The following is a 19,679-nucleotide window of genomic DNA, read 5'->3' on the forward strand; positions in this document are numbered from 1 at the left end:
GGATCGGAAAGTTAAAAAAAAGGGCTTGGGGAGCAATCCCCAAGCCCTCAAAAGGTGAGAGGTGTCTAGTCCCTCGACCTGGTGAGCGGTACAGCGAATTTCGCGTCGGTTCAGGCTTTGAGCGGAACCAGACGTGGGGCGATCATGTTTTCCGGGCGCAGGATGTCGGCGAGCATGGCGTCGTCGAGCAGGCCTTCTTCGCGCACCAGTTCCAGCACGCCGCGGCCGGTCTCGAGGGCGACGCGGGCGATGCGGGTGGCGTTCTTGTAGCCGATGTACGGGTTCAGCGCGGTGACCAGGCCGATCGAGTGCTCGACCAGTTCACGGCAGCGGGCTTCGTTGGCGGTGATGCCGACGATGCAGTGCTCGCGCAGCATGTCCATGGCGCGTTGCAGCAGGCGGATCGAGTCAAGGATCTTGAAGGCGATCAGCGGCTCCATCACGTTCAGCTGCAGCTGGCCGCCTTCGGCCGCCATGGTCAGCGCCAGGTCGTTGCCGATGACCTGGAAGGCCACCTGGTTCACGGCTTCCGGGATCACCGGGTTGACCTTGCCTGGCATGATCGAGCTGCCTGGCTGGCGCGCCGGCAGGTTGATCTCGTTGATGCCGGTGCGCGGGCCGCTGGACAGCAGGCGCAGGTCGTTGCAGATCTTCGACAGCTTGACCGCGGTGCGCTTGAGCATGCCGGAGAACAGCACGAAGGCGCCCATGTCGGAGGTGGCTTCGATCAGGTCGGCGGCCGGCACCAGCGGCTGACCGCTGATCAGGGCCAGACGCTGCACGGCCAGGGCCTGGTAGCGCGGGTCGGCGTTGATGCCGGTGCCGATGGCGGTGCCGCCCAGGTTCACTTCGGTCAGCACTTCCGGGGCCAGCGTCTTCAGGCGGGCCAGGTCTTCGCCCATGGTGGTGGCGAAGGCGCGGAACTCTTGGCCCAGGGTCATCGGCACGGCGTCCTGCAGCTGGGTGCGGCCCATCTTCAGGACGTGGTTGAATTCTTCACCCTTGGCCGCGAACGCCTGGATCAGGCTGTCGAGGCTGGCCAGCAGCGCATCGTGACCCAGCAGCAGACCCAGGCGGATCGCGGTCGGGTAGGCGTCGTTGGTCGACTGTGCCATGTTCACGTCGTCGTTCGGGTGCAGGTACTGGTATTCGCCTTTCTGGTGACCCATCGCTTCCAGCGCGATGTTGGCGATCACTTCGTTGGCGTTCATGTTGGTGGACGTACCGGCGCCACCTTGAATCATGTCGACCACGAACTCTTCGTGGAAATCACCGCGGATCAGTCGGGCACAGGCTTCGCTGATGGCAGCGTGCTTGGCTTCGCTCAGATGGCCCAGCTCACGGTTGGCGTCAGCGGCGGCCTGTTTGACCATGGCCAGACCGACCACCAGCTTCGGGTAATGCGAGATCGGAACGCCGGAGAGACGGAAGTTGTTCACCGCTCGCAGGGTCTGGATGCCGTAGTACGCTTGAGCCGGTACTTCGAGGGAGCCAAGCAGGTCGTTTTCTGTGCGGAAAGATGCAGCGGAGGACATGATAGAAATCATCTCGATAGGGACCCGGTCTGTGCCGGAACGCTGCGAATGCTAGGCTTGTGGGAATTTTTGGGCCAATGCTGTTAAACACTGCCCTATGCACATTCGGCATAATGCCCGTGTGACGCCGCTCGCGCGGCAGACGTGTGACCTATTTTGGTGCGCCCCGGAGGGTGTGATGAATCTGGAAAGCAAATGGCTTGAGGACTTCAGTGCCCTGGCCGCCACCCGCAGCTTCTCGCAGGCGGCCGAACGGCGCTTCGTGACCCAGCCGGCGTTCAGCCGGCGGATCCGCAGCCTGGAGGCCGCGCTGGGGCTGACCCTGGTCAACCGCTCGCGCACGCCCATCGAGCTGACGGCGGCGGGCCAACTGTTCCTGGTGACGGCGCGCACGGTGGTCGAGCAACTCGGCGAAGTGCTGCGCCACCTGCACCATCTGGAGGGCGGGCAGGGCGAGGTGATCCAGGTGGCGGCGGCGCACTCTCTGGCGCTGGGCTTCTTTCCGCGCTGGATCGCGCAACTGCGCAACGAAGGCCTGAACATCGCCACGCGGCTGGTGGCGACCAACGTCGGCGACGCCGTGCATGCCCTGCGCGAAGGCGGCTGCGACCTGATGCTGGCCTTCTATGACCCGGATGCGGCGATGCAGATGGACGCGGACATCTTCCCGTCGCTGCACTTGGGCCACACCGAAATGCTCCCGGTGTGCGCGGCGGACGCCAACGGCAAGCCGCTGTTCGACCTGGAAGGCGAGGCGAGCGTGCCGCTGCTGGCCTACAGCGCCGGGGCGTTCCTGGGGCGTTCGGTGAACGGCCTGCTGCGCCAGCGCCAATTGCGCTTCACCACCGTTTACGAGACCGCCATGGCCGACAGCCTCAAGAGCATGGCGCTCGAAGGCCTGGGCATCGCCTGGGTGCCGCAGTTGAGCGTGCGCGCCGAACTGGCCCGCGGCGAGCTGGTGATCTGCGGCGGCCCGCAGTGGCATGTGCCGCTGGAGATCCGCCTGTACCGCTGCGCGCTGGTGCGCAAGGCCAACGTGCGGCTGCTGTGGCGCAAGCTCGAAGGCGGGGCTGCGCAGAGCGCCTGACAAGATTCAATGGGGATGCAACTGATCTGACGCTTGCGCTGCCTGGACTGACGCCATCGCCAGCAGGCTGGCTCCCACAAGGGGGCGGCGCAATGCAGAGCGGCGACCGCCACAATCCAATCCGGGAGCAAGCCTGCTCCCGCAGGGCAATTTGCGGTGCGCAGGCACTGACCTTCGGGTCAATAAAACCGGGGCTTTGCGGCAGATGACAGATGGTCGAGACGGGGGCTGTTTATTGGCTTCTTTGCGGTATACTGCGCGGCCTTCGGCCGGTTTGTCCGGCCATTTTCCGTACAATCAAGCCACGCAACTTGCGTGGCTTGTTGTTTTTGACGCGCCTGCGGGCGCCCAGAGAAGAAGAGGCGCGACGATGAGTGCACTGGTTGGCGTGATCATGGGCTCCAAGTCCGATTGGTCCACCCTTAGCCACACCGCCGATATGCTGGAAAAGCTCGGCATCCCCTACGAGGTGAAAGTGGTTTCCGCCCACCGCACCCCGGACCTGCTGTTCCAGTACGCCGAGGAGGCCGAAGGCCGCGGCATCGAGGTGATCATCGCCGGTGCCGGCGGCGCGGCCCACCTGCCGGGCATGTGCGCGGCCAAGACCCACTTGCCGGTGCTGGGCGTGCCGGTGCAGTCGGCCATGCTCTCGGGCGTCGATTCGCTGCTGTCGATCGTGCAGATGCCGGCCGGCGTTCCGGTCGCCACCCTGGCCATCGGCAAGGCCGGCGCGATCAACGCCGCGCTGCTGTCGGCCAGTATCCTGGGCGCCAAGCACCCGCAGTTCCACGCGGTGCTGAAGACCTTCCGCGCCGAGCAGACTGACAGCGTCCTGGACAATCCAGACCCACGCATTGCCTGAGGTTGTTGAGATGAAGATCGGTGTGATCGGTGGCGGCCAGTTGGGCCGCATGCTGGCCCTGGCGGGCACCCCGCTGGGCATGAACTTCGCTTTCCTGGATCCTGCGCCGGACGCCTGTGCCGCCGCGCTGGGCGAACACCTGCGGGCCGACTACGGCGATCAGGACCACCTGCGCCAACTGGCCGATGAAGTGGACCTGGTGACCTTCGAGTTCGAAAGCGTCCCGGCCGAGACCGTGGCCTTCCTTTCTCAGTTCGTGCCGGTGTACCCGAGCGCCGAAGCCTTGCGCATCGCCCGCGACCGCTGGTTCGAGAAGAGCATGTTCAAGGAGCTGGGGATTCCGACCCCGGCGTTCGCCGACATCCAGTCGCAGGCCGACCTGGACGCCGCCGTGGCGGCCATCGGCCTGCCGGCCGTGCTCAAGACCCGCACCCTGGGCTACGACGGCAAGGGCCAGAAGGTCCTGCGCAAGCCTGAGGATGTGGTCGGCACGTTCGCCGAGCTGGGCAGCGTGGCTTGCCTGCTGGAAGGCTTCGTGCCGTTCACCGGCGAAGTCTCGCTGATCGCCGTGCGCGCCCGCGACGGGGAAACCCGGTTCTATCCGCTGGTGCACAACACCCACGACAGCGGCATCCTCAAGCTGTCGGTGGCCAGCACCGATCACCCGTTGCAGGCCCTGGCCGAAGACTACTCCAGCCGTGTGCTGACGAAGCTGAACTACGTCGGCGTGATGGCGTTCGAGTTCTTCGAGGTCGACGGCGGCCTGAAGGCCAACGAAATCGCTCCGCGGGTGCACAACTCCGGGCACTGGACCACCGAAGGCGCCGAGTGCAGTCAGTTCGAGAACCACCTGCGGGCGGTGGCCGGCCTGCCGCTGGGTTCGACCGCCAAGGTCGGCGAGAGCGCGATGCTGAACTTCATCGGCAAGGTGCCGGAGACCGAGAAGGTGCTGGCCATCGCCGATTGCCACCTGCACCACTACGGCAAGGCGTTCAAGGCCGGGCGCAAGGTCGGCCACGCCAACCTGCGCTGCGCCGACAAGGCGACCCTGGCGCAGCAGATCCTCAAGGTCGAGGCGCTGATCGCCGAGTGACGAGAGTTTCATCTGGCGGCGGCGGAACCTTCGGGGGCCGCCGTTCTCTGATGGCAGGATGCCAAAGTCTGGCTAGGCTATAGCCAATCAATCAGAGGGAAATGCCATGGGAATTATCGGTACCATCTTCATCGGCCTGATCGTCGGCCTGCTGGCGCGGTTCCTCAAACCGGGCGACGACAGCATGGGCTGGATCATGACCATCCTGCTCGGTATCGGCGGTTCGCTGGCGGCCACCTACGGCGGCCAGGCCCTGGGCATTTACCACGCAGGCCAGGCCGCCGGCTTCTTCGGCGCGCTGGTCGGCGCGATCATCCTGCTGGTGATCTACGGCCTGATCAAAAAGAGCTGATCCAAAGCGACAAGGCCCTTCCCGCAGATATTGGGGGAAGGGCCGCAATGCTCGGCGATCCGCGACTTCCTTTCACGAGCATTCTCAACGAGCCCCTTCATGCGTCGTCTCCTGTTGACTCTCCTTTTGCTGGGCAGCGGTCTGGCCCACGCCGGCGAACTGCCGGAAACCGACTGGCTGGAACTGATGCCCAAGTCGGATCAGAAAGCCCTCGAAGCCATGCCGGAAATCGACCACAACTCCCCGGAGGCCAACGGCACCTTCACCCAGAAGGGCGGGATGAAGCAGGCCAAGGGCCTGCCGGCGGTGATGTACTCGACCAAGACCGTGGCGTCGATGAACGACAAGCGCATCCGCATCGGCGGTTATCCGGTGCCGCTGGAGTCGGACGCCAAGGGCCGCAGCACCCTGTTCTTCCTCGTGCCGTACCCGGGCGCCTGCATCCACGTGCCGCCACCGCCGCCCAATCAACTGGTGCTGGTGCGCTATCCCAAGGGGCTCAAGCTGGATGACATCTACACACCGCTGTGGGTGACCGGCACGCTGAAGGTCGAGCAGGTCAGCAATGACCTGGCCGACGCGGCGTATGCGCTGGACGCGGACAAGGTGAAGGTGGTGCAGGAATCGGACCTCTGATCAGCCCGCCAAAATCGCTGTAGGAGCCGACCTGCTGGCGATTGCGTCGTGTCAGTCGATTCATCGTTAACTGACGGACCGCTTTCGCCGGCAGGCTGGCTCCCGCAAGCGGGGTGAATCAGAGAGGTTCGCTGCCGATGCTCACGGCCATGGTGTGGCTGGCGCCGGGCGCCAGGTTCACGATGTCGTCCATCACGTTCGCGGTCTCGATGCACAGCATGCGCTGCCAGCCGTCGTCGGCCATGTCGGCGAATGCGGCGGCGCGGTCGATCCACGGGTTCCAGATCACGGCGGTGCGCGAACCGGTGGCGTTCAGCACGATGCGCCGTTCCCAGGCCGGGTCGTTGATGCTCAGCCGTGGCGGAACATTGAGGTAGATGCGGTCGGTTTCCCCGGCGAACTGCAGGTTGCCTTTCTGGGTGACGGTCTTCCAGTCGTCCAGGGTCTCGATGTAGCTGAGGCTGTCCACGCCTTCGACCTGCACGTCGCGCACGTCGCTGACCGCGAAGTACGTGTGCAGCGCCTGGCTCAGGCTGACGGTGTCGGCGCCGCGGTTGCGGCTGGTCAGGCCGATGTGCAGGCGGTCGTCCAGGCGCAGGGTCAGGGTCAGGTCCACCGGGTGTGGCCACTCGGCGAAACCGCCTTCGGGGCAGGGCAGGGTGAATTCGACCTTCAGGCTTTCGCCTTCGGCCTCGATTCCGCCCAGTTCCCAGTCCGTCGCCCGGACAAACCCGTGGGCGGCGGCCGGTTCGGCGCCGGTGCGCATGGCCTGCACGCTCTGCGGGTTGCGCGCAAATACGCCGAACCACGGCCAGCACACCGGCACGCCGGCGCGGATGCTCTTGCCGGCCTTGAACGCGGCCTTGTCGTTGAGCCAGATCAGCGGCGGCTGGCCGTCGACCTGGTAACTGAGGATGTGCGCGCCTTGCTGGGCCACCAGCACTTCGGCACGGCCGTGGCGGATGCGCCAGCAGTTCAGTTCATCCAGTTTTACGGCTTCGACGTTGGGCGTGTTCATGGGACTGCTCTCGATCAGCGATTCGGGACGGTTATTGACCCGCCGGCGGCCGCAAGGTTTAGCGGGCGCGGGGCGGAACCGAACGGGTACGGCCGCTGCCGTCGATGGCGACGAACACGAACACCGCTTCGGTCACTTTACGCCACTCGCTGGACAACGGATCGTCGCTCCACACCTCGACCATCATCTGGATCGAGCTGCGGCCGATCTCCAGGGTCTGGGTATAGAAGGACAGTTGCGCGCCCACGGCCACCGGCACCAGGAACGCCATGCGGTCGATGGCCACGGTGGCCACCCGGCCGCCGGCGACACGGCTGGCCATCGCCGTGCCGGCCAGGTCCATCTGCGCCACCAGCCAGCCGCCGAAAATATCGCCGAAGCCGTTGGTTTCGCGGGGAAGCGCGGTGATTTGCAGGGCCAGGTCGCCTTGCGGGATCGGATCTTCTTGTTCGAGCTCTATCATGCCGAGGGTGCCTCTGACCCGTGACTCTTCGTTGGTGATGCGGGTGACGGCCGTCTTCAGGAAAAACGATTCAGCACCGAACATACTACGTTCGTCACGTTTTCCATAAGGCGCCTTTAGGGAAACTCTGCGAAACCGGCTGGCCCGGCACGGAAATGCGGCCAACGGCGTTTTCGCACAGCAACCCCCTACAAGCCGGGGCGAGGTTGCGAGTATATCGGTCGGTAGACTCCGCGACGACCGTCAGGTTCTCATTTCGCCCGCCAAATGCGCCCCTATGTGCTTTTTCGAACAATTTGCTATGGTGCCGAACCTGCCCGAGCCGCAGCCAGCGTTGCTGCGGCGGCAGATCCGACTATAAGAGAAGACCTTGCCATGACCACAGCGCCCTCGAGCCTCGCGCAGTCCGACCAGCCCGCACGACCCCTGACCCGCAACGACTACAAGACGCTGTCGCTGTCCGCCCTGGGCGGTGCGCTGGAGTTCTACGACTTCATCATCTTCGTCTTCTTCGCCACCGTGGTCGGCAAGCTGTTCTTCCCGGCGGACATGCCCGAGTGGCTGCGCCTGATGCAGACCTTCGGCATCTTCGCCGCCGGCTACCTGGCGCGGCCGCTGGGCGGGATCGTCATGGCGCACTTCGGCGACCTGCTTGGGCGCAAGAAGATGTTCACCCTGAGCATCTTCATGATGGCCGTGCCGACCCTGATCATGGGCCTGCTGCCGACCTACGCGCAGATCGGCCTGTGGGCGCCGATCCTCCTGCTGCTGATGCGGGTGATCCAGGGCGCAGCCATCGGCGGCGAGGTGCCGGGGGCATGGGTCTTCGTTTCCGAACACGTGCCCGACCGGCACATCGGCTACGCCTGCGGCACGCTGACCAGCGGCCTGACCGCCGGCATCCTGCTGGGCTCGCTGGTCGCCACGGCGATCAACAGCCTCTATACGCCGGAGCAAGTGGCGGATTACGCCTGGCGGATCCCGTTCCTGCTCGGCGGCGTGTTCGGCCTGTTCTCGGTCTACCTGCGCCGCTGGCTGCACGAGACGCCGGTGTTCGCCGAACTGCAGCTGCGCAAGGCCCTGGCCGAGGAAGTGCCGCTGCGGGCGGTGCTGCGCGACCACCGCGGGGCGATCCTGGTGTCGATGCTGCTGACCTGGCTGCTGTCCGCCGCCATCGTCGTGCTGATCCTGATGACCCCGACCGTGCTGCAGACCGTCTACCACTTCACGCCGACCGTTTCGCTGCAGGCCAACAGCCTGGCGATCGTGTTCCTGAGCGTGGGCTGCATCCTGGCCGGCGCGCTGGCCGACCGCTTCGGTGCCGGGCGCGTGTTCGTGTTCGGTTGCCTGGGCCTCCTGGCCAGTTCGTGGACCTTCTACCACAGCCTGGCGGACCATCCGGACTGGCTGTTCCCGTTCTATGCGCTGACCGGCCTTCTGGTCGGCACCATCGGCGCGGTGCCTTATGTGATGGTCAAGGCGTTTCCGCCGGTGGTGCGGTTCAGTGGCCTGTCCTTCTCCTATAACGTCGCCTACGCAATCTTCGGCGGCCTGACGCCGATGGTGGTCAGCCTGCTGCTCAAGGAGAGCGCAATGGGCCCGGCCTATTACGTGGCGGTGCTGTGCGGCATGGGGATCGTGGTGGGGGCGTGGCTCTGGAGCAAGGGCCGCTGATGTTTTGTCCGCTCCCCATCGAAAGGCGTTTCGGTGTGGGAGCCGGCCTGAAGCATTAAGTAAGACCTGGATGCTGGCCTTTCATCCAATTGTCATATTTCGGCCATAGAGTGTTCATACGGCCTGCCGATACTTGGCCCCGACTTAACACACCCTATCTGCTAGGAGTAAGGCATGAAACTGAAGCGTTTGATGGCGGCCATGACCTTTGTCGCCGCTGGCGTTGCGACCGCCAACGCGGTTGCCGCTGTTGACCCTGCTATCCCGAGCTACACCAAGACCACCGGTGTGTCGGGCAACCTGTCCAGCGTCGGTTCCGATACCCTGGCCAACCTCATGACCCTCTGGGCCGAGAACTACAAGAAAGAATACCCGAACGTAAACATCCAGATTCAGGTCGCCGGTTCCGCCACCGCGCCGCCCGCGCTGACCGAAGGCACCTCCAACCTGGGCCCGATGAGCCGCAAGATGAAGGACACCGAACTGGCTGCCTTCGAGCAGAAGTACGGCTACAAGCCGACCGCCATCCCGGTCGCCGTGGATGCCCTGGCCGTGTTCGTGCACAAGGACAACCCGATCCAGCACCTGACCATGGAACAGGTCGATGCGATCTTCTCGTCCACCCGCCTGTGCGGCGCCAAGACCGACGTGAAGACCTGGGGCGACCTGGGCGTGACCGGCGACCTGGCCAACAAGCCGGTGCAGCTGTTCGGCCGCAACTCGGTGTCCGGCACCTACGGCTACTTCAAGGAAGAGGCCCTGTGCAAAGGCGACTACAAGCCTAACGTCAACGAACAGCCTGGTTCGGCTTCGGTCGTGCAGTCGATCAGCTCCTCGCTGAACGGCATCGGCTACTCGGGCATCGGCTACAAGACCGCCAGCGTGAAGACCGTCGCCCTGTCGAAGAAAGGCAGCACCGACTACATCGAAGACAGCGAAGAAAACGCCCTGAACGGCAAGTACCCGCTGTCCCGCTTCCTGTACGTCTACGTCAACAAGGCCCCGAACAAGCCTCTGGCCCCGCTGGAAGCCGAGTTCGTGAAGCTGGTCCTGTCCAAGCAGGGTCAGGAAGTCGTGGTGAAGGACGGCTACATCCCGCTGCCGGCCAAAGTCGCCGCCAAAGCGCTGGCTGACCTGGGCCTGCAGGAAGGCGGCGCCGAAGTCGCAAAAAAGTAACAAACTGAGTCAGGGGGTGAACCCCGCCTGACTCCCGTGTGGGGCCCGGCCCGCAAGCGGCCCGGCCCCACACTCCCCGAATTCTTCTATCCACCGCCAGTGCCCTGCTGGCGGCGGATTTGGTGCGTCACTGCATTGTCATCTTTCTGTCATACAGGATCGCTAGGGTGTGCGCATGAATGATCTGGCCAATTCCAAAATGACTACGAACCCTCCCAAGCGCATTGACTTCAATACGCCTGAGTTGCAACGCAAGCGCCGCATTCGTGCGCTCAAGGATCGCTTCACCCGTTGGTACGTCCTCGTCGGCGGCCTGGCGGTGCTGGCGGCGATCACCCTGATCTTCTTCTTCCTCGCCTATGTGGTCGCGCCCCTGTTCCAGGGCGCCAGCCTGACCGCGAACGACACCTTGGCCCCGGCCTGGATGCAGGACGCCGGCAAGCCGCTGATGATCTCGCTGGAAGAGCAGAACCAGGTGGCCATGCGCGTTTCCGACAAGGGCCAGGCCCTGTTCTTCGACATCGACAGTGGCGCCGAGCTCAAGCGCGTCGATCTGCCGTTGCCCGCCGGCACTTCCGTGACCTCCATCGGCGAAGACCAGCCGGGCCATCCGCTGGTGGCCGTGGGCCTGTCCAACGGCCAGGCGCTGGTGTTCCGTCACACCTATAAGGTCAGCTACCCGGAAGGCAAGAAAACCATCACCCCGGCGATCGAGTACCCGTACGGCGAAGCGCCGATCGCGCTGAACGAGAGCGGCGGCGCGCTGGAGCACGTCAGCCTCAACGCCAACGATTCGACCCTGCTGCTGGCCGGTTCCACCGGTGCGCAGCTGCACGTGCTGGCGCTGACCAGCGAAGAAAACATGATGACTGGCGAAGTCACCAACGAGCAGAAGCGCATCGATCTGCCGCAGATGACTGAGCCTGTGAAGAACATCTTCGTCGACCCGCGCCAGCAGTGGCTGTACGTGGTCAACGGCCGGGCTCAGGCTGACGTGTTCAGCCTGCGCGACAAGAGCCTCAACGGCCGCTACAAGCTGCTGGAGGACGGCGAAGCGCAGGTCACCGCCGCCACCCAGCTGGTGGGCGGCATCTCGCTGATCGTCGGTGACTCCAAGGGCGGCCTGGCCCAGTGGTTCATGGCCCGCGACACCGACGGCGAGCAGCGCCTGAAGCAGATCCGCACCTTCCAGATGGGCAAGGCGCCGATCGTGGAAATCGGTGCCGAAGAGCGCCGCAAGGGCTTCGCCGCCCTCGACGCCAGCGGCAAGCTCGGCGTGTTCCACAGCACCGCGCACCGCACCCTGCTGGTCGATCAGGTGGTCGAGGGCCAAGGCCTGTTCGGCCTGTCGCCGCGGGCCAACCGCGTGATCGTCGAGGCCGGCGGCAAGCTGCAGCCGCTGCTGCTCGACAACCCGCACCCGGAAGTGTCGTGGAGCGCGCTGTGGAGCAAGGTCTGGTACGAGAACTACGACGAGCCCAAGTACGTCTGGCAGTCGACCGCCGCCAACACCGACTTCGAACCGAAGCTGAGCCTGTCGCCGCTGACCTTCGGCACCCTGAAGGCCGCCTTCTACGCCATGCTGCTGGCCGCGCCGCTGGCCATCGCCGCCGCGATCTACACCGCCTACTTCATGGCCCCGGGCATGCGCCGCAAGGTCAAGCCGGTGATCGAACTGATGGAAGCGATGCCGACGGTGATCCTCGGCTTCTTCGCCGGCCTGTTCCTGGCGCCGTATGTGGAAGGGCACCTGCCGGGCATCTTCAGCCTGCTGATGCTGCTGCCGATCGGCATCCTGATCGCCGGCTTCACCTTCAGCCGCCTGCCCGAATCGGTCCGCCTGAAGATCCCGGACGGCTGGGAAAGCGCGCTGCTGATCCCGGTGATCCTGTTCGTGGGCTGGCTGTCGCTGTACATGAGCCCGTACATGGAGAACTGGTTCTTCGGCGGCGACATGCGCCTGTGGATCTCCCACGACCTGGGCATCACCTACGACCAGCGCAACGCCTTGGTGGTCGGCCTGGCCATGGGCTTCGCGGTGATCCCGAACATCTACTCCATCGCCGAAGACGCCGTGTTCAGCGTGCCGCGCGGCCTGACCCTGGGCTCGCTGGCCCTGGGCGCCACGCCGTGGCAGACCATGACCCGCGTGGTGATCCTCACCGCCAGCCCGGGCATCTTCTCGGCGCTGATGATCGGCATGGGCCGTGCGGTGGGCGAGACCATGATCGTGCTGATGGCCACCGGCAACACCCCGGTCATGGAAATGAACCTGTTCGAAGGCCTGCGCACCCTGGCGGCCAACGTCGCGGTGGAAATGCCCGAGTCGGAAGTCGGCGGCAGCCACTACCGCGTGCTGTTCCTCTCGGCGCTGGTGCTGCTGCTGTTCACCTTCGTCATGAACACCCTCGCGGAACTGATTCGTCAGCGTCTGCGCAAGAAATACTCGTCGCTTTAAGAAAGGTAGAAGTCTGTGAAACAGAACTCCCTGAAAGGATGGTTCAAGAGCGGCGCCCCGGGCGTCTGGATCAGCGGTGGCGCGGTGTCCATCGCGGTCATCATGACCATTGGCCTGCTGGCGGTGATCGCCGTGCGCGGCCTGGGTCACTTCTGGCCGGCGGACCTGCTCCACGCCAGCTACGACGTGCCGGGCCAGGGCAAGCACCTGGTCATCGGCGAAGTGGTGCAGAAGGAAGAAGTACCCCGCGCCCGCCTCAAGAGCGCCGGCCTGCCGGTGCCGGACGAAGGCCCGGAGTTCATGACCCGTGAGCTGATCAAGGTCGGCAACCGTGACCTGAACGGCAACGACTTCACCTGGACCGTCGGCGAGTGGCTGAACGACCAGACCACGCCGGTGGAGCTGATGGCCGTCGAGCGCCGCGAGTGGGGCAACTTCTACGGCTACCTGGTCAACGTCAAGCAGGACGGCAAGGTCATCGCCGAAGGCGAAGCCGCCTGGCCCGAACTGCAGGCGCGGATCGACCGGGTGAACAAGCTTGCCGCCCAGCTCAAGACCCTGGAGAAGGTCGACATCGGCGCGATCAACGCCGGCCTCGAACGCATCCGCCTGCACGGCCGCAAGCTGGAGCTCGAAGGCAAGCTCGACCCGGCCGCGCAAGCGGACATGGACGCCGAGCGCGCCGAGCTGAACGCCCGTTATCAGGAGGTCGAGGCGCGGCTGTCCGACCTGCACGCGCAGTTCAACCGCGACGCCCTGACCGCCCGCGACGCCAACGGCAAGGAAGTCGAGATCGGCCTGGGCAAGGTGGTTCATGCCTACCAGCCGAACGCCATGGGCACCTTCACCAAGGTCGGCTTCTACTTCAGCAAGGTCTGGGAATTCCTGTCGGACGACCCCCGTGAAGCGAACACCGAAGGCGGGATTTTCCCGGCCATCTTCGGCACCGTGATGATGACCCTGATCATGGCGATGATCGTGACCCCGTTCGGCGTGCTGGCGGCGGTGTACCTGCGCGAATACGCCAAGCAGAACACCCTGACCCGGGTCATCCGCATCGCGGTGAACAACCTGGCGGGCGTTCCGGCGATCGTCTACGGCGTGTTCGGCCTGGGCTTCTTCGTCTACGTGCTGGGCGGCTCCCTCGACCGGTTGTTCTTCCCCGAGGCGCTGCCGGCGCCGACCTTCGGCACGCCGGGCCTGCTCTGGGCCTCCCTGACCCTGGCGCTGCTGGCGGTGCCGGTGGTGATCGTGGCCACCGAAGAAGGCCTGGCGCGGATCCCGCGCACCGTGCGCGAGGGCTCGCTGGCCCTGGGCGCGACCAAGGCCGAGACCCTGTGGAAGATTGTCCTGCCGATGGCCAGCCCGGCGATGATGACCGGCATGATCCTCGCTGTGGCCCGGGCCGCCGGCGAAGTGGCGCCGCTGATGCTGGTGGGCGTGGTGAAACTGGCGCCGTCGCTGCCGGTGGACGGCAACTACCCGTACCTGCACCTGGATCAGAAAATCATGCACCTGGGCTTCCACATCTACGACGTCGGCTTCCAGAGCCCGAACGTCGAGGCCGCGCGGCCGCTGGTGTACGCCACGGCGCTGCTGCTGGTGCTGGTGATCGCGGTGCTCAACCTGTCGGCGGTGTGGATCCGTAACCACCTGCGCGAAAAATACAAAGCACTGGACAGCTAAGGCCGGCACAAATCCTGTGGGAGCTGGCTCGCCAGCGATGGCATCGCGGCGGTGCCAGCGTCAGACCGAGTCGTCTGCATCGCTGGCAAGCCAGCTCCCACAAGGATCGGCGCCCGCCACAGATTTTGCGAAACCCATTGGCCAGGCCAGTGGCATACAGAACCGAATTTGTTAGCACAGGGGACCTCCCATGCAGCACGAAACACATACCCACGGCATCAACATGTCCGCCCTGGGCCGCGACAAGCAGAGCCTGAACCTGGAACAGGAAACCGTCGCCATCGAAGTGCCGGGCCTGAGCCTGTTCTACGGCGAGAAACAAGCGCTGTACGACGTCAGCATGAACATCCCGAAACAGCGCGTGACCGCCTTCATCGGCCCGTCCGGCTGCGGCAAGTCCACGCTGCTGCGCACTTTCAACCGCATGAACGACCTGGTGGACGGCTGCCGCGTCGAAGGCGCGATCAACCTGTACGGCAACAACATCTACCGCAAGGGCGAAGACGTGGCCGAGCTGCGCCGCCGGGTCGGCATGGTGTTCCAGAAGCCCAACCCGTTCCCCAAGACCATCTACGAGAACGTGGTCTACGGCCTGCGCATCCAGGGCATCAACAAGAAGCGTGTGCTCGACGAAGCCGTCGAGTGGGCGTTGAAGGGTGCGGCCCTGTGGGACGAAGTGAAGGACCGTCTGCATGACTCGGCGCTCGGCCTGTCCGGCGGCCAGCAGCAGCGTCTGGTGATCGCCCGCACCATCGCCGTGGAGCCTGAAGTGCTGCTGCTCGACGAACCGTGCTCGGCCCTCGACCCGATCTCGACCCTGAAGGTCGAAGAGCTGATCTATGAACTGAAGTCCAAGTTCACCATCGTCATCGTGACCCACAACATGCAGCAGGCCGCGCGGGTGTCCGACTACACGGCGTTCATGTACATGGGCAAACTGGTGGAGTTCGGCGACACCGACACCCTGTTCACCAATCCGGCGAAGAAGCAGACCGAAGACTACATCACCGGCCGGTACGGCTAGTTCGCAGCTGCGAGCCGCACGTTTCAAGCGGCAAGTAAGGGCGGACCGAGTAAAAAACGAAACAGCTTGCGGCTTGTAGCTTGCGGCTCACAGCTTTTGCGGAGCAAAACCATGATTTCGAAGGAAGGTTTAACCCATCACATTTCCGCGCAGTTCAACGCCGAACTGGAAGAAGTGCGCAGCCACCTGCTGGCCATGGGCGGGCTGGTCGAGAAGCAGGTCAACGACGCGGTCACCGCGCTGATCGAGGCCGACTCGGGCCTGGCCCAGCAGGTGCGCGAGATCGACGACCAGATCAACCAGATGGAACGCAACATCGACGAGGAATGCCTGCGCATCCTGGCCCGCCGCCAGCCGGCGGCTTCTGACCTGCGCTTGATCATCAGCATCTCCAAGTCGGTGATCGACCTTGAGCGCATCGGCGACGAAGCGACCAAGATCGCCCGCCGCGCGATCCAGCTGTGCGAAGAAGGCGAGGCGCCGCGCGGTTACGTCGAAGTGCGCCACATCGGCGATCAGGTGCGCAACATGGTGCGCGACGCGCTGGACGCGTTCGCCCGGTTCGACGCCGACCTGGCGCTGTCCGTGGCGCAGTACGACAAGATCATCGACCGCGAGTACAAGACCGCCCTGCGCGAGCTGGCGACCTACATGATGGAAGACCCGCGCTCTATCTCGCGGGTTCTGAGCATCATCTGGGTGCTGCGTTCGTTGGAGCGGATCGGCGACCACGCGCGCAACATCTCGGAGCTGGTGATCTACCTGGTGCGCGGCACCGATGTGCGCCACATGGGCCTCAAGCGCATGAAGGAAGAAGTTGAAGGCACAAGCGGCGAAACCGCTAATGTTCCGGACGAAGCTGACGATAAGTAAGATTGCCCAAGAAGCACGCCCGGTCCTTTGGCCGGGCGTTTTCGTTTGGGGCGCGAATCGAAAAAGCAGCACCCGCGAACGAAAAGTCCCGGCGTGACTGAAAAGTTTTGGCAAAGTGCCATCATTCAAGCGTTATGCTTGCCGGGATTTTTTTTAGGGGTGTTGGATGAGCAAGATCAGTGTGTTGGTCGTGGACGATGCATCGTTCATTCGTGACCTGGTGAAAAAGTGCCTGCGCAATTACTTCCCGGGGATTCGCACCGAGGACGCCATCAACGGGCGCAAGGCCCAGGCCATGCTGGCCAAGGAAGCTTTCGACCTGGTGCTGTGCGACTGGGAAATGCCGGAGATGTCGGGCCTTGAGCTGCTGACTTGGTGCCGTGAGCAGGACAACCTCAAGACCATGCCGTTCATCATGGTCACCAGCCGCGGCGACAAAGAGAACGTGGTGCAGGCGATCCAGGCCGGCGTCACCGGCTACGTCAGCAAGCCGTTCACCAACGAGCAGCTGCTGACCAAGGTCAAGCAGGCGCTGAACAAGGTCGGCAAGCTCGACACCCTGATGAACAGCGCGCCGACCAAGATGAACTCGGCGTTCGGCAACGACTCCCTGAGCGCTTTGACCGGCGGCAAGCCGGCCGTGGTCGGCGGCGCCCCGGCCGCGGCGCCTGCGGTCAACCCGTTCGCCAAGCCTGCCGCTGCGCCGGCACCGGCCGCCGCTGCGCCGTCCCGTGGCCTGCTCAACAACGCTCCTGCGCCCAAGGCACCGGCCGCTGCGCCGGCACCGGCCAGCGGCCGCGGCCAGGGCCAACTGCGCCTGCCGAGCGGCACCCAGCAGTGCGTGATCAAGGCCCTGAGCATCAAGGAAGCGCTGTTGGTGGTCAAACGCACCGACAACCTGCCGCAGATCCTCGACAGCGCCGTGCTCGACCTGGAGCAGGGCGAGAACGCCGAAACCGCGCGCCTCAACGGTTACCTGCACGCCGTCGTCGCCCACGAGCCGAAGCCTGACAGCGACTGGCTGCAACTGACCTTCCGCTTCGTCGACCAGGACGCGCAGAAGCTCGACTACCTCTCCCGCCTGATCGCCCGCGGCACGGCGCAGAAGCACTTCGTGCCGGGCGCCTGACCGCCAGGCAGTGGCTGGCGCCATCGCCAGCAGGCTAGCTCCCACAGGGGAGCTGCACCACAGAACCCCTGTGGGAGCCAGCCTGCTCGCGATGGCGTCAACGAAAGCGCCGCCCATCTCCCCCCTGTGCCACATTTGAAACATCTGTCGGCTAGCCTGGTCTGTCTCAGCTGCTAGGCTCACTTCCAGGCCTTCCTCGACAGAACGTTCGCCCATGCCCCTGCGCCTGCTGTTTTTCTGTGGTCTGTTCATGGCCTCCACCTCGACCGTGGCCATGACGATCTACAAGTCCACCGATGCCAACGGAGTGGTTTCGTACAGCGACCGTCCGAGCAAAGGCTCCCAGGTGTTCGTCTTCCAGGACCGGATGGTCGAGCGCCTGGAGCGCCAGGTGTACCTGGACATCAAGAAGCAGAAGGGCGTGGACGTGGTGTTCGTGCGCAACGACCTGTATGCGCCGGTGGAAGTGGCACTGGCGTTCACCGGGATGAGCAACGTGCGTGGCGCCCCGGCGCAAACGATCCGCCGGGTGCTGCCGGCGCGCAGCAATACCCGGTTGGCGTTGCTGACGGCGGTGTCCGGCGGCAAGCCGCTGGTGTACACGCCGATGTTCCACTATTCCCTGGGCGACCCCGCTGGCGCAGCGCAGAGCTATCGGTATCCGTTTCCCTGGCGCGGCGGGCCGTTCCGCTTAAGCCAAGGTGCCAATGGCGACTACAGCCACTTCGGGCCGAAGAACAGATACGCCATGGACATCGCCATGCCGGTGGGGACGCCGATCATCGCGGCGCGGGCGGGTGTGGTGGTGAAGACCGAGAATTCCCAGAACGGGCGCGGCACCGACCCGTCCGGCAACTTTGTGCGGATCCTGCACGATGACGGCACCATGGGCGTGTACCTGCACCTCAAGCAAAATTCCGTGAGCGTGAAGGAAGGGCAGCGCGTGACGGTGGGCAGCCCTCTGGGACTCTCGGGCAATACCGGCAACAGCAGCGGCCCGCACCTGCACTTCGTGGTGCAGCGCAATACGGGCGAGGGGTTGGTGTCGATTCCCTATCAATTCAAGCAGCCGCTGGGGGCGCTGCCCAACTTTGCGCTGGGCAAGCAGTGAAAGCAGCACTCCTGCACTGAACCTGCAGGAGTGGGATCGGCTCGCCCCCCGGCCAGCCCGTCAATCGAGCATCAGCACCTTGGCCAGGATGATCTTCGGCCCCTTCATCTTCTTGATGATGATCCGCAGGCCTTCCACCTCCAGCACCTCTTCCTCTTCCGGCACCCGCTTGAGGGTTTCGTAGATCAGGCCGGCCAGGGTTTCCGCCTCGATGTGGTCAAGGTCGATGCCCAGCAGGCGCTCGACCTTGAACAGCGGCGTGTCGCCGCGCACCAGCAGCTTGCCCGGCTGGTAGGCGAGGATGCCGCGCTCGGCCTTGCGGTGTTCGTCCTGGATGTCGCCCACCAGCACTTCCAGCACGTCTTCCATGGTCAGGTAGCCGATGATGTTGCCGTCGGCCTCCTCGACCACGGCGAAGTGCGAGCCGCCCTTGCGGAACTGCTCCAGCAGCTGGGACAGCGGCATGTGCCGCGACACCCGCTCCAGCGGACGGGTCAGCTCGGCGAGGTTGAACGACTCCGGAATGTGGTCCAGGGCCGCCAGCTCCAGCAGCAGGTCCTTGATGTGCAGCAGGCCGACGAACTCCTGGCGCTCGCTGTCGTACACCGGGTAGCGGCTGAACTTGTGGCGGCGGAACAACGCGAGGATTTCCTTGAGCGGGGCGTTGAACTCCAGGGTGATCAGGTCTTCGCGGGAGTTGGCCCAGTCGACCACTTCCAGCTCGCCCATCTCCACCGCCGACGCCAGCACGCGCATGCCCTGGTCGCTCGGATCCTGGCCACGGCTGGAGTGCAGGATCAGCTTCAGTTCTTCGCGGCTGTAGTGATGCTCATGGTGCGGGCCGGGCTCGCCCTGGCCGGCGATGCGCAGGATGGCGTTGGCGCTGGCGTTGAGCAGGTAGATCGCCGGGTACATGGCCCAGTAGAACAGGTACAGCGGCACCGCCGTCCACAGCGACAGCAGCTCGGGCTTGCGGATCGCCCAGGACTTGGGCGCCAGTTCGCCGACCACGATGTGCAGGTAGGAAATGATGAAGAACGCGGTGAAGAACGAGATCGCCTTGACGACCTCGGCCGACTGCACGCCGACGGCGCTGAGCACCGGCTCCAGCAGGTGCGCGAACGCCGGCTCGCCGACCCAGCCCAGGCCCAGGGAGGCGAGGGTGATGCCCAGCTGGCAGGCCGAGAGGTAGGCGTCGAGCTGACTGTGCACGGTGCGCAGGATGTGGCCGCGCCAGCCGTGCTGCTCGGCGATGGCCTCGACCCGGGTCGAGCGCAGCTTGACCATGGCGAACTCCGCCGCAACGAAGAAGCCGTTGAGCAGGACCAGGATCAGAGCGAAGAGAATCATGCCGAAGTCGGCGAAAATGGTTGCGAGGGACAAGCCAGGGGAAGGGTCCATGATGGAGTTTTGCGGGTTCCGTGTGATTCGAAAAATGAGAAGGAGCGCACCTGAAAGGGCAGGCGCAAGTCAGCCAATGTAGCGGCTGACCGGGCGATTGC

17 protein-coding genes are annotated in these 19,679 nt (G+C 64.7%); 13 read left to right on the plus strand and 4 right to left on the minus strand.

Translation table 11 applies throughout. The annotated features are described in order from the left end of the window. Window positions 1-110: 110 nt before the first annotated feature. Window positions 111-1,535, minus strand: coding sequence for an aspartate ammonia-lyase (aspA, locus tag CAG29_RS00980; protein ID WP_085579118.1), 1,425 nt, complete (start codon window positions 1,533-1,535; stop codon window positions 111-113). Window positions 1,536-1,713: 178 nt separating this feature from the next. Here aspA and CAG29_RS00985 point away from each other — a divergent pair, with 178 nt between their 5' ends. The 5 genes from CAG29_RS00985 (at window position 1,714) to CAG29_RS01005 (ending at window position 5,565) form a co-directional block, all read left to right on the plus strand. Beyond that, window positions 1,714-2,622: a LysR substrate-binding domain-containing protein gene (locus CAG29_RS00985; RefSeq protein ID WP_085579116.1), complete on the plus strand. Its 909-nt coding sequence runs from the start codon at window positions 1,714-1,716 to the stop codon at window positions 2,620-2,622. Between the two features lie 370 nt (window positions 2,623-2,992). After that, the gene (gene purE, locus CAG29_RS00990) at window positions 2,993-3,484 is read left to right on the plus strand and encodes a 5-(carboxyamino)imidazole ribonucleotide mutase (protein ID WP_085579114.1); all 492 of its coding nucleotides are present in this window, start codon (window positions 2,993-2,995) and stop codon (window positions 3,482-3,484) included. A 10-nt stretch (window positions 3,485-3,494) separates the two neighbouring features. Next, the gene (locus CAG29_RS00995; protein WP_085579111.1) at window positions 3,495-4,577 is read left to right on the plus strand and encodes a 5-(carboxyamino)imidazole ribonucleotide synthase; all 1,083 of its coding nucleotides are present in this window, start codon (window positions 3,495-3,497) and stop codon (window positions 4,575-4,577) included. Between the two features lie 106 nt (window positions 4,578-4,683). Further along, the gene (locus CAG29_RS01000; protein WP_085579109.1) at window positions 4,684-4,929 is read left to right on the plus strand and encodes a GlsB/YeaQ/YmgE family stress response membrane protein; all 246 of its coding nucleotides are present in this window, start codon (window positions 4,684-4,686) and stop codon (window positions 4,927-4,929) included. A 99-nt stretch (window positions 4,930-5,028) separates the two neighbouring features. Next, window positions 5,029-5,565 carry a DUF3299 domain-containing protein gene (locus tag CAG29_RS01005; protein WP_085693769.1) on the plus strand — a complete coding sequence of 179 codons (537 nt, stop codon included), beginning with the start codon at window positions 5,029-5,031 and terminating at the stop codon, window positions 5,563-5,565. Between the two features lie 118 nt (window positions 5,566-5,683). Here CAG29_RS01005 and CAG29_RS01010 read toward each other — a convergent pair whose 3' ends face one another. Both CAG29_RS01010 and CAG29_RS01015 read right to left on the minus strand, forming a co-directional pair. Next, entirely contained in the window at window positions 5,684-6,583 is a 900-nt protein-coding gene (locus CAG29_RS01010) for a D-hexose-6-phosphate mutarotase (protein WP_085693770.1), read from the minus strand. A gap of 58 nt (window positions 6,584-6,641) precedes the next feature. After that, window positions 6,642-7,046, minus strand: a complete 405-nt coding sequence (locus CAG29_RS01015; RefSeq protein WP_003229628.1) for an acyl-CoA thioesterase — start codon at window positions 7,044-7,046, stop codon at window positions 6,642-6,644. A gap of 375 nt (window positions 7,047-7,421) precedes the next feature. Here CAG29_RS01015 and CAG29_RS01020 point away from each other — a divergent pair, with 375 nt between their 5' ends. The 8 genes from CAG29_RS01020 to CAG29_RS01055 all read left to right on the plus strand — a co-directional run bounded on the left by CAG29_RS01020 (window position 7,422) and on the right by CAG29_RS01055 (window position 18,177). Next, the gene (locus CAG29_RS01020; RefSeq protein ID WP_085579103.1) at window positions 7,422-8,720 is read left to right on the plus strand and encodes an MFS transporter; all 1,299 of its coding nucleotides are present in this window, start codon (window positions 7,422-7,424) and stop codon (window positions 8,718-8,720) included. Between the two features lie 174 nt (window positions 8,721-8,894). Beyond that, window positions 8,895-9,896 (plus strand): phosphate ABC transporter substrate-binding protein PstS family protein, encoded by a 1,002-nt coding sequence (locus CAG29_RS01025; RefSeq protein ID WP_085693771.1) that lies wholly within the window; start codon window positions 8,895-8,897, stop codon window positions 9,894-9,896. A 424-nt stretch (window positions 9,897-10,320) separates the two neighbouring features. Beyond that, window positions 10,321-12,354, plus strand: a complete 2,034-nt coding sequence (locus CAG29_RS01030) for an ABC transporter permease subunit (protein WP_170929993.1) — start codon at window positions 10,321-10,323, stop codon at window positions 12,352-12,354. A 15-nt stretch (window positions 12,355-12,369) separates the two neighbouring features. After that, complete coding sequence (pstA, locus tag CAG29_RS01035) at window positions 12,370-14,040, plus strand: phosphate ABC transporter permease PstA (RefSeq protein ID WP_085630273.1); 1,671 nt, start codon at window positions 12,370-12,372, stop codon at window positions 14,038-14,040. 190 nt (window positions 14,041-14,230) lie between these two features. Beyond that, on the plus strand, window positions 14,231-15,064 hold the full coding sequence (gene pstB / locus CAG29_RS01040) for a phosphate ABC transporter ATP-binding protein PstB (protein WP_085579095.1): 834 nt from the start codon (window positions 14,231-14,233) through the stop codon (window positions 15,062-15,064). Between the two features lie 111 nt (window positions 15,065-15,175). Continuing rightward, complete coding sequence (gene phoU / locus CAG29_RS01045) at window positions 15,176-15,937, plus strand: phosphate signaling complex protein PhoU (protein WP_085579093.1); 762 nt, start codon at window positions 15,176-15,178, stop codon at window positions 15,935-15,937. Between the two features lie 166 nt (window positions 15,938-16,103). Next, on the plus strand, window positions 16,104-17,066 hold the full coding sequence (locus CAG29_RS01050) for a response regulator (protein ID WP_085630270.1): 963 nt from the start codon (window positions 16,104-16,106) through the stop codon (window positions 17,064-17,066). Between the two features lie 214 nt (window positions 17,067-17,280). Beyond that, window positions 17,281-18,177, plus strand: coding sequence for a M23 family metallopeptidase (locus CAG29_RS01055; protein ID WP_085579089.1), 897 nt, complete (start codon window positions 17,281-17,283; stop codon window positions 18,175-18,177). A gap of 60 nt (window positions 18,178-18,237) precedes the next feature. Here the strand turns inward: CAG29_RS01055 and CAG29_RS01060 are convergent, their stop codons facing one another. After that, on the minus strand, window positions 18,238-19,578 hold the full coding sequence (locus CAG29_RS01060; protein ID WP_085579087.1) for a hemolysin family protein: 1,341 nt from the start codon (window positions 19,576-19,578) through the stop codon (window positions 18,238-18,240). Between the last annotated feature and the right edge of the window lie 101 nt (window positions 19,579-19,679).

Origin of the sequence: Pseudomonas sp. B7(2017) (genome assembly GCF_002112745.1) — a bacterium.
GTDB classification, from domain to species: domain Bacteria; phylum Pseudomonadota; class Gammaproteobacteria; order Pseudomonadales; family Pseudomonadaceae; genus Aquipseudomonas; species Aquipseudomonas ekonensis.